Here is a 14495-nt window from a genome sequence, read left to right on the forward strand (position 1 = left end):
GGAGAAAGCCTCGCGCTTCAGCGCGGGGAGGAAGTCAATGATAACCTCCGCCGGACCGGGAGCAGCCACCGGTGTTGGAATCCCCGCAGAACCCCGGCACAGGCCGCCGGAAGCACGACGGTTTTTGTAGCTGTACCCTGACACCGGACGTACACACGATGTTCCCCGCGGCCGACGACTACCCTGTCGACGTCGACGTTTCGGAGCCCGCAGTCGAGCGGCTGCTGGCGGTGACGCCAGATGATGTCGATGCGGCCGGGGAACTCACCTTCGCGCGGAACGTCTTCATCCCGCTGACGACCGCCTGCCGGTACACCTGCACCTACTGCACCTACTACGACGTGCCCGGCGAGGCGACGCTGCTTTCACCCGAGGAGGTCCGGCGGCGGCTCCGCGTCGGCGCCGACGCCGGCTGTACGGAGGCGCTTTTCACCTTCGGGGACGAACCCGACGAACGGTACACCGCCATTCACGACCAGCTAGCCGAGTGGGGCTACGATGACATCCTCGGCTACCTCCGGGACTGCTGTGAGATGGCGCTCGACGAGGGACTGCTTCCGCACGCGAACCCCGGCGATCTGACGGTCGCGGATTTCGAGCGGCTCGCCCCAGTCAACGCCAGTATGGGCGTGATGCTGGAGACGACAGCAGACGTCCGCGCACATTCCGGAACCCGCCGCAAGACGCCCGGTCAACGGCTGAACACCATCCGTGCGGCGGGCGAGGTCGGCGTCCCGTTCACGACGGGTCTCCTCGTCGGGATCGGGGAGACGTGGCGCGACCGCGCCGAGAGCCTGCTTGCCATCGTGGCCCTCCACGATCGGTACGACCACGTCCAGGAAGTGATCGTGCAGAACGTCGTCCCCAACGAGCGCTCGGATTTCGAGCGACCGTCCGTTCGGACGATGCGCCGAACCGTCGCGATGGCGCGTGCGGCCCTCCCGCCTTCGGTATCGGTGCAGGTTCCGCCGAACCTCTCGCCGACCCGAGACCTCCTGGACTGCGGCGTCGACGACCTCGGCGGCGTCTCCCCGGTCACCGAAGACTACATCAACCCCGAGTACGCCTGGCCCGCACTTGCGGAACTCGAAGGCATCGCCGACGCGGCCGGCGTTCCGCTCTACGAACGGCTCCCGGTGTACGACCGCTATCTCCCGGCACCGATCCGACGGGACGACTTCGACGGTACCCCAGCCACGGGACAGTGGGTCTCGGAGCAGATTCTCGAGGCGATCACCGCAGACGACGTCCACGGCGAACGCTACCGGGGTGTCGCACGGCGCGACGGCCCGCTCGCAGTCGAGCCATCGTCCGGATCGGCCGACTGATATGATTACTCTCGTCGCTTCCCGCCGAGCGCCGCCGACGGAGGTGGCACTCGGCGGCTAACAGTGAGCGTAATCAGTATGAAACACTGATGGTCGATATCGACGAGCCTACAGGTCGATCCAGTCGGGCACCCGCTTTCTGACGAGCGTGTACGCTGCCGCAAGGAGGATCCCGCCGACGACGAGCGAGCGCAGCCACCCCTCGAACGTGAGAGCGGCTGGAGCCGCCAACACGACCGTGAGGAGGAGGTCCTCGGGTGCACCGTCGTAGCGGACGAGGTAACGCGGACGGACCCACCGCCGCCACGGGTGGAGATAGACCGCCTGATCGGAGGTCCGCTCCCACGGCCGGAGTTCCTCGCCCGCACCGAGCCAGTCGGACGCCGAGTGCAGGCCCGCCGCGAGCAGGAACAGGGCGATCCCGACAGTGATCGGTTCCGGAGCTACTACCGCGATGGCGGCGGCACCAACTCCGAAGATCGAGTAGTAGATCGGGAAGTGCAGCGTCTTGCGATGGACCCCGACGAAGAGATCCAGATCCGGGAGGACGCCGCCGAGCATCGCCCCGACTGCGGCAGGGAGCGTGAGGTGTGGTGCGACGGCTGCGACTGGCACCGCGAGCAGGAGACCGGCGGCCACGTGCGTGGTGACCATCATCGAACTGGTGAAGGGGCGCGACGGATTTGAGTGTGTGGTCGGGTGCGCCGTCCTGTGAGAGCGGCAGCGAAACCGCGCGAAGCGGGCTAGAACAGCGGTTCGATATCCCCGTCGCCGCCCCAGATGAGGTCACGGAGGGCCTCCGGGCGCTCCGCTGCCCGGGCTTCGAGGTTTCGCTGCGTCTCCGCGCCGATCTGCTGTAGTTCCTTGATCCGCGGGACGTCGGTGACGCCCGAGAGAACCACCAGCGCCGCGACGTAGTCCGATTCGGGGATCGGATAGTCGCCGCCACGGACCTCCATCGTGCCGGTCGCCTCCTCCAGCCACCGGCGCGATCCCTCGATCCCTTTCCGGCTGAGGTACTGCGGTGGACCGCTGACGACGACGAGTGCGCGCTCCGTGCTCTCGACGTTCGCCGGGAGCATCAGGTTTCCCAGCGTCGCCCGGCGCACGGTGGTCGTGATCCGGTTCACGACGTCCGTTTCGTCGGGATCCGGGGCGCGCCGGCCAAACAGCCCGCGGGAGGGTCGATCCAGACGGGAGTTTGCGTAGCCGATCGTCGTCACGCCGCCCCCGGAGAGCGTGTTGATGATCTCCGAAGCGTCGACGACCGACTCCGGGACCGGAGGCTCCGACACCTCGCCGGCACTCAGCAGGACGCCGAGGCGTCGCGCGATCTCCCCGTTGGTGGTCGCGTAGCCGCCCTGGAGGCTCTCGCCCGAGCGCCGCCAGGCGTCGTTGTCGAAGACGAGGAGGTTGTCGACCTCCCGGACGAACGTCCGGAACGATCGCGCGGCGTTCAGTGTGTAAATACCACCCTCGTCGCTGCCGGGCAGAATTCCCAGGCCGTAGACGGGTTCAGTGTAGAGCCGGGAGAGTTCGCGAGCGATCACGGGTGCGGCACCCGAGCCCGTCCCGCCGCCGAGGCCGGCGATCACGAGGAACGCATCGACTTCGTGGACAGGGAGATCGTCGATCGCGCCCCGTACCTCGTCGATGTCCTCCTCGGCGACGGTCACGCCGAGTTCGTTGTCGGCCCCGCACCCGTGCCCTTTCACGCGCGACTGGCCGATGAGCACGCGCTTGTCCACCGGGATCATTCTGAGCCCGAGCAGATCCGCCCTGGCGGAGTTGATCGCCACGGCGTCGGTGACGAAGTCGACCCTGCTCGCCGCCTCGTAGTCCAAGATTGCGTCGGCGACCTTGCCGCCGGCCTGCCCGACGCCCAGAAGTGCGATCTTCATTGACGGTTCGAGGTTCGCCGCCGAGATCAATAAGTGTCGGCTGTATCAGCGGCAGCGTCTTCCGTCCGGTCGTCCGACCTGCTGTCTCGGATTTCCCTCAGAACCGGTGCATCGAACTTTCCTCAAAATCGGTGCAGCGGATTTCCCCCGATCCCGGTGCGTCGTCACGTCGGAAAACGGTGTATCGTCACGTCGAAAACGGTGCGTCGTCAGGTCGGACAGTTGCGCCGAAACTCTCGGCGGGAAAACGCCCGTCTCTCGCCGGAATCAGTCGTCGGCGCTCGCCACGGGCCTCGATCCGCGTTCGGCCTCATCGAGCAGCGGCGTCCCGTCTGCGTGCGGGCCCAGTCGCGGCCCGTGCGGGGGGTCGTCGGGATCGAGTCGCCGCGTTTTCCGGTAGTCCGTCGAGCGCTCGACCGGCGGCCGGCCGATCGCCGACAGCATCTCGACGTAGTCCGAAAAGGAGCGGAACTCGCCGTAGGTGCCGCCGGCCCGCGTGGTGATCTCCTCGGACAGGATCGTCCCCATAAAGTCGTTCGCGCCGCAGTTGAGCAGCTTCAGCCCCTTCTCGTCGCCGAACTTCACCCACGAGGACTGGACGTTCTCGACGTTGTCGAGGAACAGGCGCGCGACCGCCACGAGTAGTTCGTCCTCGGCGTCGCTCGCGCCGCCGGCGACGATGCCGCGCTCGTAGAGGGGGGTGTTTTGGTGGATAAACGAGAGCGGCACGAACTCGGTGATCCCGCCCGTCCGATCTTGGAGGTCGCGGATCACTTTCAGGTGCTCGACGCGGTGGGCCTCGTTCTCGACGTGCCCGTACATCATCGTCGCGGTGACGTCGAGGCCGGCAGCGATCGCCCCTTCCATCGCCGCGACCCACTCACCGGTCGAGATCTTGCCGGGACAGATGACGTCCCGGACCTCCTCGACGAGGATCTCCGCGGCGGTCCCGGGCGCGGAGTCGAGGCCGGCGGCCGAAAGCTCGCGGTAGACGTCCTCGTAGGACCACTCGGTGCCGCGCCGGGCGTGCTGGGCTTCCTCGGGCGTCATCGAGTGGAGGTGGACGTCGCCCACCGACATCGCGCGCATCTGTTCGACGTACGTTCCCGGATCCGTCTCGTAGACCGCGGGGGGCTTGTAGTCGACCTCGCTTTCGGGGTCGCCGTAGCCCGCGAGGATCTCGTGGTGCTCCTCGTTCAGGGCGAACGCCGGATGCAGCCCCGAAACCGACGTCACCTCGTAGATTCCCATCTCGACGGCGTCGTCGACGATCGCCCGCGACTCCGCGGGCGTCTTCGTGAACCCGGCGTGGTCGCCGTCGTGGGCGGCCTCGAACTGGTGGGCGGTGTCCTTGAAGTTGCAGAACAGACAGCCCGTGTTGCAGGCGGTGGTGACGTTGTTGTTCAGGTTCGCGACGAACGTCACGTCCTCGCCGACGACCGCTGCGCGCCGTCTGTCGGCCGCTTCGAGCACCGCTTCCTTCCGCACCGGATCGATCCCTTCGCTGTCGGTGCCCGTGGTCAGCAGTTCGATCCCGTCTGGGACCGTGAGTCGCTCTCCTGCCCGGGCTTTCGCCAGCGCGTTCTCGAACGACTGGTCCGTCTCGGGGACGACCGAAAAGTCGAACTCGGGAACGGACCCGTCGTCGGCCGGCCCTGCTGGCTCGCGCATACTGGCGACAGGGCGGCCGTCGACAAAAAGTGAGGCGGTACCGGAGCCGGTGCCGTCGCTTCCGGTCGGGTCGATCTCGCGGCCGGTGTGTCAAACGCCGGGAGTGGAAGCCTTCTTGTGCTGCGGCGACGCCACTCGGCGTATGACCAGCGTCAAAGAGTTCGGCATCGAGACGGAGCCGACGGCCACGGAACTGGGTCGCGGACGGTTCGTCTTCACCGACCAGTACTCCGTCTTCGACTGGGGGGAGATGCCCGATCACGTCCCGCGGAAGGGGGCGTCGCTGTGTACGATGGGCGCGTACAACTTCGAGTTACTCGCCGACAACGAGATCCCGACGCACTACGCCGGCGTGTCTCCCCCCAGTGAGAGGGACGGAAGCGACTGCGACGACGCGGCCGAGGAAGACGACCGCGGTCCGATCACGCTCGGCGAGTGCACCGAACCCCCGCGCGAGATGGCGATCGAACTCACGCAGGTGCCGGATCTCCCCTATCTCGGCGACGACGAGTACGACTACGACGCCTACCACGACGCGGCGGGGGAGAACTACCTGATCCCACTGGAGATCGTCTTCCGGAACACCGTTCCGGTGGGATCGAGTCTCCGCTCCCGCGGCACGCCCGCGGAGTACGGCCTCGACATCGCCGAGTGGCCCGACGAGGCCGTCGATCTTCCGGATCCAGTCGTGGAGTTCTCCACGAAGTACGAGGAGCAGGACCGCTATCTTGCCCGGGCCGAGGCCGACCGGATCGCCGGGATCGCCGACCTCGACGACCTGGAGGATCTCGCACTCGCGGTGAACGACGTGCTGAACGACCGCGCGGCGGCGCAGGGATTCGTCCACGAGGACGGCAAGATCGAGTGTCTCTTCCACGACGGGACGGTCAAGGTCGCCGACGTCGTCGGCACTTTCGACGAGAACCGCTTCTCCTACCAGGGCCAGGAGGTCTCGAAGGAAGTCGTCCGGCAGTACTACAAGCGGACGGACCCCGACTGGGTCGAGGCCGTCGGTGCGGCCAAATCGGAAGCGCGCGAGTCGGGCGTCGCTGACTGGCGATCCCTCTGTGACCGCTCGCCCGACCCGCTCCCGAGCGACGTCCTCGACGCCGTCTCCGATCTCTACGCGGCGGGCACGAACGCCTATACCGGCGCGGTGTGGTTCGATGCGCCCGATATCGACGAGGCGGTCGACCGCGTGCGGGACCTGTAACGCCCCCGACGGCTCCGGAGCTCGCCGCAGAGAAACTCACGTTCGTGTATACCCGTAGCAGTCCAAAACGTCTTTTACACACGACCGCGCACTACGATTCGATGACGACGTACACCGCGACGGTGACGGTCCGCTTGAAACGGGGCGTTCTCGACCCCGAAGCCGAGACCACGAAGCGCGCCCTCGAACGGCTGGGGTTCGAGCTGGATGCGCTCCGCTCGGCGGACCAGTTCGAGGTCGACCTCGACGCCGCCTCGGCGGAGGCCGCCGCCGACCGCGCCGACGAGATGGCCGAACGCCTACTCGCGAACCCGACCATCCACGATTACGACGTCGAGGTGGCAGAAGCCTGATGAGCGTCCTTTCACCGACACCGACCGTCTTCGCACGACACGGAGGTCGATCGCCGTGACGGTCGCTTCACTGACACCGACCGTCTTCGCACGACACGGAGGTCGATCACCGTGACGGTCGCTGTCATCACCTTCGGCGGCTCGAACTGCGACCGCGACGCCGTCCGTGCGCTCGCCCACGTCGGCGTCGACGCCGAACGGGTCTGGCACGAGGACGGCCTGCCGGCGGACGTCGAGGGGGTCGTGATCCCTGGCGGCTTCTCCTACGGCGACTACCTCCGTGCGGGCGCGATGGCCGCCCACTCGCCGATTATGGCGGACGTCCGCGAGGTCGCCGCCGACGGCGTCCCCGTTCTCGGCGTCTGCAACGGCGCCCAGATCGGCTGCGAGGCGAAACTGACGCCGGGCGCGTTCACCACGAACGCGAGCGCGCGATTCCAGTGTGAGTCGGTCCACCTGCGCGTCGAGAACGCCGACACGCCGTGGACGGCCGCCTACGACGAGGGCGACGTCGTCGAGATCCCGATCGCCCACGGCGAGGGGCGGTTCGAGATCGGTGAGGACCGCTACGACGACCTCGTCGCCGAGGACCGGATCATCTTCCGGTACTGCGACGCCGACGGCAACGTCACGGCCGAGGCCAACCCCAACGGCTCCCGCGGAAACGTCGCCGGCATCCTCGGCGACCGCGAGCACGTCGCGGTGATGATGCCGCATCCCGAGCGGGCGACGCTCCCTGATCTGGGTCGGAGCGTCGACGGCCAGGGCGTGCTGTCGACGTTCGCCTGACCGGACTGCGGCCTATCGGAAACTCGATTCGCTGTCTTTCGAAGAGAACAACTGCCGTCGGAAAAACGGGACTCCCCGTGTAATGGAGGGCTCAGTAGCGAACGCCCGAGGCCCGCGGTTCAGGCCGCGGGGCGTGCCTCGTCTTGGGCTTCTGCCTCTGCCTCTGCTTCCACCTCTGCCTCTGCTTCTGCTTCCACGATGTCTTTCGTGTTCGCCAGATGCATCTCGAACTGGCGGTTGGTGTAGCGCGTCGCGACCGGTTCGAGGACGCTGTCGAGGACGGAATCGCCGAACTCGTAGGTCGCCTCGTGGGCGATCTGCGTCCCGTTGTCGGTCTCCGAGTAGTGGATATCGATCTCGCTACCCATTCCGGACCCTTCCACCGAGATGTGCAGGTGCTCGTTGGGTTCGACGATCTTCATCTCCATCTCGACGTCCTGGGCGATCCCCAGAATCTTGTAGACGGCGTGCATCCGGGCTCCTGTCTCCGTCTCCTCGACGATTTCGAGGTCGCGCAGGCTGGACATCGTCCGCGTCCAGTTCTGCGGGTCGGTGTCGAAGGCGAAGACGGTCTCGACGGGTGCGTGAATCTCGATCGTGTGCTCGAATGTGGACATTGTTGTAACTCCTTCGTCAAATCGTCGCGCACTCGCCTCCGATACGACGACCTCGGGCGCCTGCGTCGTCTGACTACCCCTACAGAGGCGCGCTGAGGAGATATACTCGTAGTGAACTGTGATAGCACCCCGCCGCAGACGCCGCATCGTCAGCAAGATCCCTCTCGCCGACGTCACCTTCGTCAGCAAGATCCCTCTCGCCGACGTCACCTTCGTCAGCAAGATCCCTCTCGCCGACGTCGCCACCGTCACTGGCAGGGCCATCCTCGTCGGTTCGTCGTCTCCCCGGATCGAACAGGGGGTCGCTACCGCGCGAGCGGCATCCCGTAGCTCCTCTCTTCGTCGAGGACGTACTCCCAGGTGGCTTCACACTCACAGGAGACCTGCTCGAACACGGCGGGATCCTGCCGGCGGTCGAAGTCCTTGATCGCCTTCTGTACTCTATCGTCGCACTCGCCGCAGTTGTGCGGGCCGCGGTCGGAGCCGTGACCGACGGGGTCGGAGACGACGATGGCGTCGACGTCGGCCGTCGCTTCGAGGACCCGCGTGACCGACCAGAGCCACGGCGGGCGGTAGCCGCCGCGGAAGAACAGTTCGTCGACCATCGTGTACCGCTGGACGTTCGTGGGATTCATCGAGACCGTGTGACAGCCGTCGACGGCGGCACACCGGCGGACCGACGAGATCATATCCTCGACCGCCTCCGATTCCGTGAGAAACGGCGGTTTCAGGAGGAGATACGCCTTCACGCCCGCCTCGACGTCTTCGGCGTCGAAGTCGGCCTCGGCGACCTCCTCGCAGGCCGCCTCGAAGTCCGCGAAGTCGAAGTACTTGTTCACGCAGTCGTGCCGGACGCGGTCGGTCGCGGTCTCCAGTCCGACGGCGACGTCCGTCGACAGGCCGACGTCGGTGAAGTCGGCCAGCTTCTCCCGGTCGACGAAGTCCGGAAGCGACTCGACGACGATCCGCTCCCGGTCGGCGAACGTCTCGGCGATCGCTTTTCTGGTCTCTTCGCCCACCTCGCGCTCGTCGAGGAACGATCCGGAGGTGTATATCTTGATCAGGTCCGCGGGCTCGTCGGCGTTTTCGGCCTCGTGTTCGAGACACACGTCGATCTGGTCCATCAGGGCATCGTGGGTGACGCTGCCGCCCTCGACGGACTCTGCGACGTAGCCGCACATCGTACAGCCGCCGGCGCGGGCCCACCGACAGCCGCCCGTGTTGAGGATGATCGTCAGCGAGTCGACTACCCCGTCGGGCGTGTTGTCCTCGTCGAGCCACACGCGGGTGGGCTCGTGCGGATCGTAGTGTTTGTCCTTCTCGGCTCTGATCTCCCGCATCACCTGATTGTGGGCGTCCATCCCCCGCCCGCGCTCGTAGCTCTCGGGGCTCGGTTGACTCATTGCTCCGATGTAACCCACGGGCCGGTAAATCTCCGTCGGCTGTCGATCACGCTCCGGTCCGACGCAACATACGCGCTTGTTGACGGTTTCGAAAATCGGTTACGATCCGACGAACGTAACTTATTCTGGTTACTCAGTCGTGGTAACGCATAATTGATTTCAGTCCGTAGTAAACTACGGATATTAACTATGACTGATCTGGGCGGATTCAACGACCACGTTGCACGAATCGACCTGACGGAGGGCGACGTGCAATACGAGAGTATCGACGACGAGGACGCGAAGAAGTACATCGGTGGGCGCGGCCTCGGCGTGAAATACGTGTTCGACCAGGGTCCCGACGTCGATCCGGAGGGCCCGGAGAACCTGCTCGCGTTTATGAATGGCCCGCTCACGGGCACGCAGGCTCCGATGAGCGGACGCATCGCGGTCTGTACGAAATCCCCGCTCACGGGGACAGTGACCGACTCCCACCACGGCGGCTGGTCGGGCGCCCGACTCAAGTGGGCGGGCTTCGACGGCCTGCTGTTCGAGGGACAGGCCGACGATCCCGTCTACGCGTACGTCGAGGACGGCGAAGTCGAACTCCGTGACGCCTCCGACCTGTGGGGCAACGGCGTCCACGACACGATGGACGCGCTCGAGGAGGAACACGAAGGCGCGTTCGGCAAGAACCTCTCGGCGATGGCGATCGGACCGGGCGGCGAGAACGGCACCAAGTACGCCTGCATCGTCAACGAGGACGACCGCGCGTCCGGTCGCGGCGGCACCGGCTGTGTGATGGGCTCGAAGAACCTGAAGGCGGTCGTCGTGAAGTCCGGCACGCGGATGCCCAAGCCCGCGGACCCCGAGCGGTTCACCGAGGGCTACCAGCAGGCGATGCAACTCATCCGCGAGTCCGACGTCACCGCGCCCAACGAGGGCGGACTCTCGATGTACGGCACGAACGTGCTGATGAACCTCACCGAGGAGATGGACGGGCTTCCGACCCGGAACGGTCGGTACACCTCCACCCACTCCGAGGCCGACGAGGACCCGAGCGAGCCCAACATCGACGCCGAGAACGTCTCCGGCGAGAACGTCCGCGAGAACATCCTCGTCGACGAGCCGACGTGTCACTCCTGTCCGGTCGCCTGCAAGAAGGAGACCGAGGTCACCTACGAGCACAAAGGCGAGGAGATGAACGTCCGCGGCGAGTCCTACGAGTACGAGTCGGCGTTCGCGCTCGGCCCGAACTCGATGAACGACGACCGCGACAGCATCGCGGTGATGATCAACAAGTGCAACGACCTCGGGATCGACACCATCGAGGCGGGCAATATGCTCGCGATGGCGATGGAGATGACCGAGCAGGGCAAACTCGACGACCTCGACGACGACCTCGAGTGGGGCGACACCGAGCATATGATCGATCTCCTCGACGAGATCGGTCACCACAGCTCCGAACTGGGCGAGCTCCTCGCGCAGGGCGCCCGGCGCATCGCCGAGGCGCGCGACGCCCACGACAACTCCCTGGCCGTCAAGGGCCAGACGATCCCCGCGTACGATCCCCGCTCGATGAAGGGGATGGGCATCGGCTACGCGACCTCGAACCGCGGTGCCTGTCACCTCCGCGGCTACACGCCGTCGGCGGAGATCCTCGGGATCCCGGAGAAGGTCGACCCGACCGAGTGGGAGGGCAAAGGCGAGCTGTGCGCGCTCTTCCAGGACCTCCACGCCATCTCGGACTCCTTCGACATCTGCAAGTTCAACGCCTTCGCGGAGGGCATCGACGAGTACGTCGATCAGTACAACGGGATGACCGGGCTCGACCTCAGCGAGGACGAACTGATGGAGGCGGGCGACCGCATCTACACCCTCGAACGCTACTACAACAACCTCGCCGGCTTCGACGGCGAGGACGACTCGCTGCCGGGGCGCTTCGTGGAAGGCCACGAAGAGGCGGTCCCCGGCCAGGGCGGCTCCGAGGGCGAGCTGTGTGAGCTCGACAAGATGAAAGAGGAGTACTACGAGCGGCGCCAGTGGGTCGACGGCGTCGTCCCCGACGACCGGCTCGACGAACTCGGCATCGACGTCGGCCCCGGAACCGGCGTCGAAAGCGGCGAGGGCGCTGCCCCGGCCGACGACTGAGGACGCAGCCGATTCCGCTCCGGCTTCACGAACCCCATTTTCTTTGCGCTCGCTCGGCAGCGGTGCCTGTCGTCCGTCTCTTCTCGTCTCTCCCCTCGACCCGTCAGTCGTCGCTCCCGGCCCGATCCAGCGCGGCCAACACGCCACGGACATTCAACGTGTCCTCGGCGCGGGCCTTCCGCTCGCCCCAGATCTCGATCATATCGGAGTTCTCGGCGAAGTGCTCGATCACCGCCTCGTCGTCGCCGAGTTCCGCCCGCTTCTGGCGGACGGCCTCGACCCACTCGACCAGGGTCCGCTTGTACCCCTCGAGCAGTTCGGGGTCATACTCCCGCGGCCCGAAGTGTCCGAAACACAGCGTCTCCGGCGCGATATCCTCGATCGTCCGGACGTCTGCGAGACAGCCCTCCAGATCGAACTGCGGCGGCGGCGACGTCTCCCGGATCGTGTCCCGCTCCGGGACGTAGATACCCGCGGCGTCGCCGGTGAAGAGCAGGTCATCGCGGGAATCCAGAAAGACCGTCTGATGCGGCGCGTGGCCGGGCGTGTGGATCACCGACAGCGTGCGGTCGCCGAGATCGATCTCGTCGCCGTCGGTGAGTCCCTCGATCCGGTCTTCCGGGACGGGCTCGGGATCGGCGTAGAACTCCCACTGGTCGCCGACAGCATCCTTCGTGCCCGCGACGAGTCGGTCGGGATCGACGAGGTGGGGGACGCCGATCTCGTGGGTCCGGACCGTCGCGTTCGGGCAGGCGTCGGCGAAATAGCCCGCGCCGCCCGCGTGATCGAGGTGGACGTGCGTCGGGAGGATATGCTGCACCGCCTCGCGGTCGATCCCGACTTCGTCGAGGGTATCGAACACCAGTTCGCGGTTCTGGCCCGTTCCCGTATCGACGAGCGCCGGCTGGGCCGCATCGAGGAGATACACCGTGCCGTACCGCGGCACGCCGTGGGTTCCAACGTCGACGTAGTAGACGTCGTCCGTTCCCGGTACTGCGGCGAGATCACCGATAGCCATAGCGGATCGGCGGTGCGCGCCGAAAAAAGCGTTCCGTCCGGCGGGCCGTCGTCGGACGAAACCGCCACCCGTTTATCCGGCGCGGCCGACTCCCGGGTATGAGCGAGACACTCGACGACGATCTCTACCAACGGACGCTGCACCTTTTGGAACCTGGCGATATCGAACTCGTCGGCGCTATCGTCCACACTACGCTCTCCAGCGAGGAGGACCTTGAGTTGCAGGAACTCACGGTCGACGTGAACGAAGTCATCACCGACCACGCCGGGAAGGGCGAGACCTACATCTACGCCGGCAACGACACCGACGAGTTCGCGTCGAACCAGTTCCAGGGGCTGACCCTCGACGACGACGCGTTCGTCTGGGAGTGTCAGCAACTCCTGCGCGAGGGAACGTTCGACGTCGTATTCTACTACGAGGCCGGCCCCGACCAGGGGGCGCTCGCGGAGGACCTGACTGCGCTCGACGGGGTCGACGACGTGACGACAGTCCCGTAGCGTCCTGCGCTGTTCCGCGTCCCATCCTGACCCGCGGTTAGAGGTCTGTGCCGCCGGAACGCCCCCGGCGACGACACCATCTCCCGCCGCAACGATGCTGGTGGCGATCGCATTCATTCAAATCTGAGTAACAAAGGTAAATACGGCTTCAGCGAGTGTGACTGCATATGGATCCTGAGACGACGACACGGGAAGAGCCGAATCCGGATGGCGTCCCCGAGTCGAGTCGGATCCTCTCGGAGTTCCGCAGCAAGGAGCTCTCTCGCCACCTCGCACTCTTCTACGACTCCCGAGAGATGCAACTCGTCGTCTCAGCAGCCTTCGCCAAACACGAGCTCCAGCGGGGGCGGCGGTTCCTCTATCTGTACGAGGACAACGACGAAGCCGACGTCAGGGTGGCGCTGGGGATGGCCGATATCGACGTCGAAACGCGGCTAGCCGACGGCGACCTCAAACTCGAGGACGCCGCCGACGTGTATCTGAATGGGCAGTTCGACCCGGATTCGATGATCCAATCGCTCGACGACGCGACGGGCGCAGCACTCGATGCAGGATACAACGGGCTGAGCGTCGCAGGGGAGAACACGTGGTGTTTCCACACGAGTCTCTCGTTCGATCACATCATCGACTTCGAGTCCCAGTTCGACGCCCACGCGCCGGAGCTTCCGATCACCACCCTCTGTCAGTACAGTCTCGACCGGTTCGACCAGGAGTCGATCGGGAAGGCGCTGTGGACGCACGAACAGATCATCTACCGCGGGCGGATCTGTGAGAACCCCTTCTACGTCCCGCCCGCGGAGTTCCGGGAGTCGGAACCGTCCCAGTCGGAAGCCCGACTGATGCTGGAGCAGGCACGGAGCCTCTCGCAGGCGCGCCGGGATCTCGACATCCGCGAGCAGCGGATCGAGGTCCTCAACCGGACGCTCAGACACAACATCAGAAACGAGACGAACATCGTTCTGGGCCACCTTGAAGGGGTGCTGGAATCGGATCGACTCTCCCCGGAGGAACGACGCCGGATCGAGATCGCACGGGAGTACGTCGAGAAGATCTCCCGGACCTCCGAGAAGGCCCGGTACGTCGAGGCGACCCTCACCGACGACGAACTCGAACCGATCGATCTCGGGGCGGTCGTCTCCACGTCGGTCGAGCAACTCAGACGGAAGTACCCCGCGGTCGACGTCACGACGTCGGTAGCTGACCGGCCCACATTGCTGGCCGATCGGAACCTCCGTGAGGCCGTGGACGAACTGCTCGAAAACGCCGTCCGACACCAGGACCGTTCGCCGCCGGTAGTAACGGTTTCGCTCGACAGACGAGAGGGCGATCGCGCGGTGGTTCTGGAAGTCAGTAACCCCGGGGAGCCGATTCCGGAAGACGACAAGCGCGCGCTCCGGACCGGCGAGGAGACGCCGCTTCAGCACGGCCGGGGGATCGGCCTCTGGATGGTGAAGTGGATCGCCGAGAACTCCCACGGGCGGCTGACCTTCCCTCCAGCCGAGACCGGCAGCCGCGTCCGGATCGAACTCCCGCTTGAGGCCGTGGCCGATCTCTCGCCGGAGTCGACGTAGCGGC

Annotated in this window: 13 protein-coding genes; 7 read left to right on the top strand and 6 right to left on the bottom strand. The window is 66.0% G+C overall.

Going from position 1 to position 14495, the window contains the following annotated elements:
* Positions 1–158: 158 nt before the first annotated feature.
* A complete protein-coding gene (gene cofG / locus RJT37_RS18140; protein ID WP_313686689.1) occupies positions 159–1328 on the top strand; it encodes a 7,8-didemethyl-8-hydroxy-5-deazariboflavin synthase subunit CofG in 1170 nt (389 codons plus the stop codon).
* Positions 1329–1436: 108 nt separating this feature from the next.
* Here cofG and RJT37_RS18145 read toward each other — a convergent pair whose 3' ends face one another.
* The 3 genes from RJT37_RS18145 to cofH form a co-directional block, all read right to left on the bottom strand.
* Positions 1437–1985, bottom strand: a complete 549-nt coding sequence (locus RJT37_RS18145; RefSeq protein WP_313686691.1) for a metal-dependent hydrolase — start codon at positions 1983–1985, stop codon at positions 1437–1439.
* An 86-nt stretch (positions 1986–2071) separates the two neighbouring features.
* On the bottom strand, positions 2072–3229 hold the full coding sequence (locus RJT37_RS18150) for a tubulin/FtsZ family protein (RefSeq protein WP_313686693.1): 1158 nt from the start codon (positions 3227–3229) through the stop codon (positions 2072–2074).
* A 267-nt stretch (positions 3230–3496) separates the two neighbouring features.
* The gene (cofH, locus tag RJT37_RS18155; RefSeq protein WP_313686695.1) at positions 3497–4900 is read right to left on the bottom strand and encodes a 7,8-didemethyl-8-hydroxy-5-deazariboflavin synthase subunit CofH; all 1404 of its coding nucleotides are present in this window, start codon (positions 4898–4900) and stop codon (positions 3497–3499) included.
* A 142-nt stretch (positions 4901–5042) separates the two neighbouring features.
* On the opposite strand from cofH, the gene RJT37_RS18160 reads away from it, so the two are divergent.
* The 3 genes from RJT37_RS18160 (at position 5043) to purQ (ending at position 7255) form a co-directional block, all read left to right on the top strand.
* Positions 5043–6113, top strand: coding sequence for a phosphoribosylaminoimidazolesuccinocarboxamide synthase (locus RJT37_RS18160; protein WP_313686697.1), 1071 nt, complete (start codon positions 5043–5045; stop codon positions 6111–6113).
* 101 nt (positions 6114–6214) lie between these two features.
* Positions 6215–6466 (top strand): phosphoribosylformylglycinamidine synthase subunit PurS, encoded by a 252-nt coding sequence (gene purS, locus RJT37_RS18165; protein WP_311172434.1) that lies wholly within the window; start codon positions 6215–6217, stop codon positions 6464–6466.
* 111 nt (positions 6467–6577) lie between these two features.
* Entirely contained in the window at positions 6578–7255 is a 678-nt protein-coding gene (gene purQ, locus RJT37_RS18170) for a phosphoribosylformylglycinamidine synthase I (protein WP_313686699.1), read from the top strand.
* A 119-nt stretch (positions 7256–7374) separates the two neighbouring features.
* Here purQ and RJT37_RS18175 read toward each other — a convergent pair whose 3' ends face one another.
* Positions 7375–7872, bottom strand: coding sequence for an SRPBCC family protein (locus RJT37_RS18175; RefSeq protein WP_313686700.1), 498 nt, complete (start codon positions 7870–7872; stop codon positions 7375–7377).
* Between the two features lie 305 nt (positions 7873–8177).
* Positions 8178–9275 (bottom strand): archaeosine biosynthesis radical SAM protein RaSEA, encoded by a 1098-nt coding sequence (locus RJT37_RS18180; RefSeq protein WP_313686702.1) that lies wholly within the window; start codon positions 9273–9275, stop codon positions 8178–8180.
* Between the two features lie 189 nt (positions 9276–9464).
* On the opposite strand from RJT37_RS18180, the gene RJT37_RS18185 reads away from it, so the two are divergent.
* The gene (locus RJT37_RS18185; protein ID WP_313686704.1) at positions 9465–11405 is read left to right on the top strand and encodes an aldehyde ferredoxin oxidoreductase family protein; all 1941 of its coding nucleotides are present in this window, start codon (positions 9465–9467) and stop codon (positions 11403–11405) included.
* Positions 11406–11508: 103 nt separating this feature from the next.
* Here RJT37_RS18185 and RJT37_RS18190 read toward each other — a convergent pair whose 3' ends face one another.
* Complete coding sequence (locus tag RJT37_RS18190) at positions 11509–12423, bottom strand: MBL fold metallo-hydrolase (protein WP_313686706.1); 915 nt, start codon at positions 12421–12423, stop codon at positions 11509–11511.
* A 98-nt stretch (positions 12424–12521) separates the two neighbouring features.
* On the opposite strand from RJT37_RS18190, the gene RJT37_RS18195 reads away from it, so the two are divergent.
* Together RJT37_RS18195 and RJT37_RS18200 are read left to right on the top strand one after the other, a co-directional pair.
* The gene (locus RJT37_RS18195; RefSeq protein ID WP_313686708.1) at positions 12522–12920 is read left to right on the top strand and encodes a DUF5778 family protein; all 399 of its coding nucleotides are present in this window, start codon (positions 12522–12524) and stop codon (positions 12918–12920) included.
* A 167-nt stretch (positions 12921–13087) separates the two neighbouring features.
* A complete protein-coding gene (locus RJT37_RS18200; protein WP_313686710.1) occupies positions 13088–14491 on the top strand; it encodes an MEDS domain-containing protein in 1404 nt (467 codons plus the stop codon).
* The last annotated feature ends 4 nt before the right edge of the window (positions 14492–14495 follow it).

Source organism: Halobellus marinus, assembly GCF_032113415.1.
GTDB lineage: Archaea > Halobacteriota > Halobacteria > Halobacteriales > Haloferacaceae > Haloquadratum > Haloquadratum marinus.

Bases quoted from the DNA above. Each gene is read 5' to 3' on its own strand.
- cofG (WP_313686689.1), top strand. From the start codon at position 159: ATGTTCCCCGCGGCCGACGACTACCCTGTCGACGTCGACGTTTCGGAG.
- RJT37_RS18145 (WP_313686691.1), bottom strand. From the start codon at position 1,985: ATGATGGTCACCACGCACGTGGCCGCCGGTCTCCTGCTCGCGGTGCCA.
- RJT37_RS18150 (WP_313686693.1), bottom strand. From the start codon at position 3,229: ATGAAGATCGCACTTCTGGGCGTCGGGCAGGCCGGCGGCAAGGTCGCC.
- cofH (WP_313686695.1), bottom strand. From the start codon at position 4,900: ATGCGCGAGCCAGCAGGGCCGGCCGACGACGGGTCCGTTCCCGAGTTC.
- RJT37_RS18160 (WP_313686697.1), top strand. From the start codon at position 5,043: ATGACCAGCGTCAAAGAGTTCGGCATCGAGACGGAGCCGACGGCCACG.
- purS (WP_311172434.1), top strand. From the start codon at position 6,215: ATGACGACGTACACCGCGACGGTGACGGTCCGCTTGAAACGGGGCGTT.
- RJT37_RS18175 (WP_313686700.1), bottom strand. From the start codon at position 7,872: ATGTCCACATTCGAGCACACGATCGAGATTCACGCACCCGTCGAGACC.
- RJT37_RS18180 (WP_313686702.1), bottom strand. From the start codon at position 9,275: ATGAGTCAACCGAGCCCCGAGAGCTACGAGCGCGGGCGGGGGATGGAC.
- RJT37_RS18185 (WP_313686704.1), top strand. From the start codon at position 9,465: ATGACTGATCTGGGCGGATTCAACGACCACGTTGCACGAATCGACCTG.
- RJT37_RS18190 (WP_313686706.1), bottom strand. From the start codon at position 12,423: ATGGCTATCGGTGATCTCGCCGCAGTACCGGGAACGGACGACGTCTAC.
- RJT37_RS18195 (WP_313686708.1), top strand. From the start codon at position 12,522: ATGAGCGAGACACTCGACGACGATCTCTACCAACGGACGCTGCACCTT.
- RJT37_RS18200 (WP_313686710.1), top strand. From the start codon at position 13,088: ATGGATCCTGAGACGACGACACGGGAAGAGCCGAATCCGGATGGCGTC.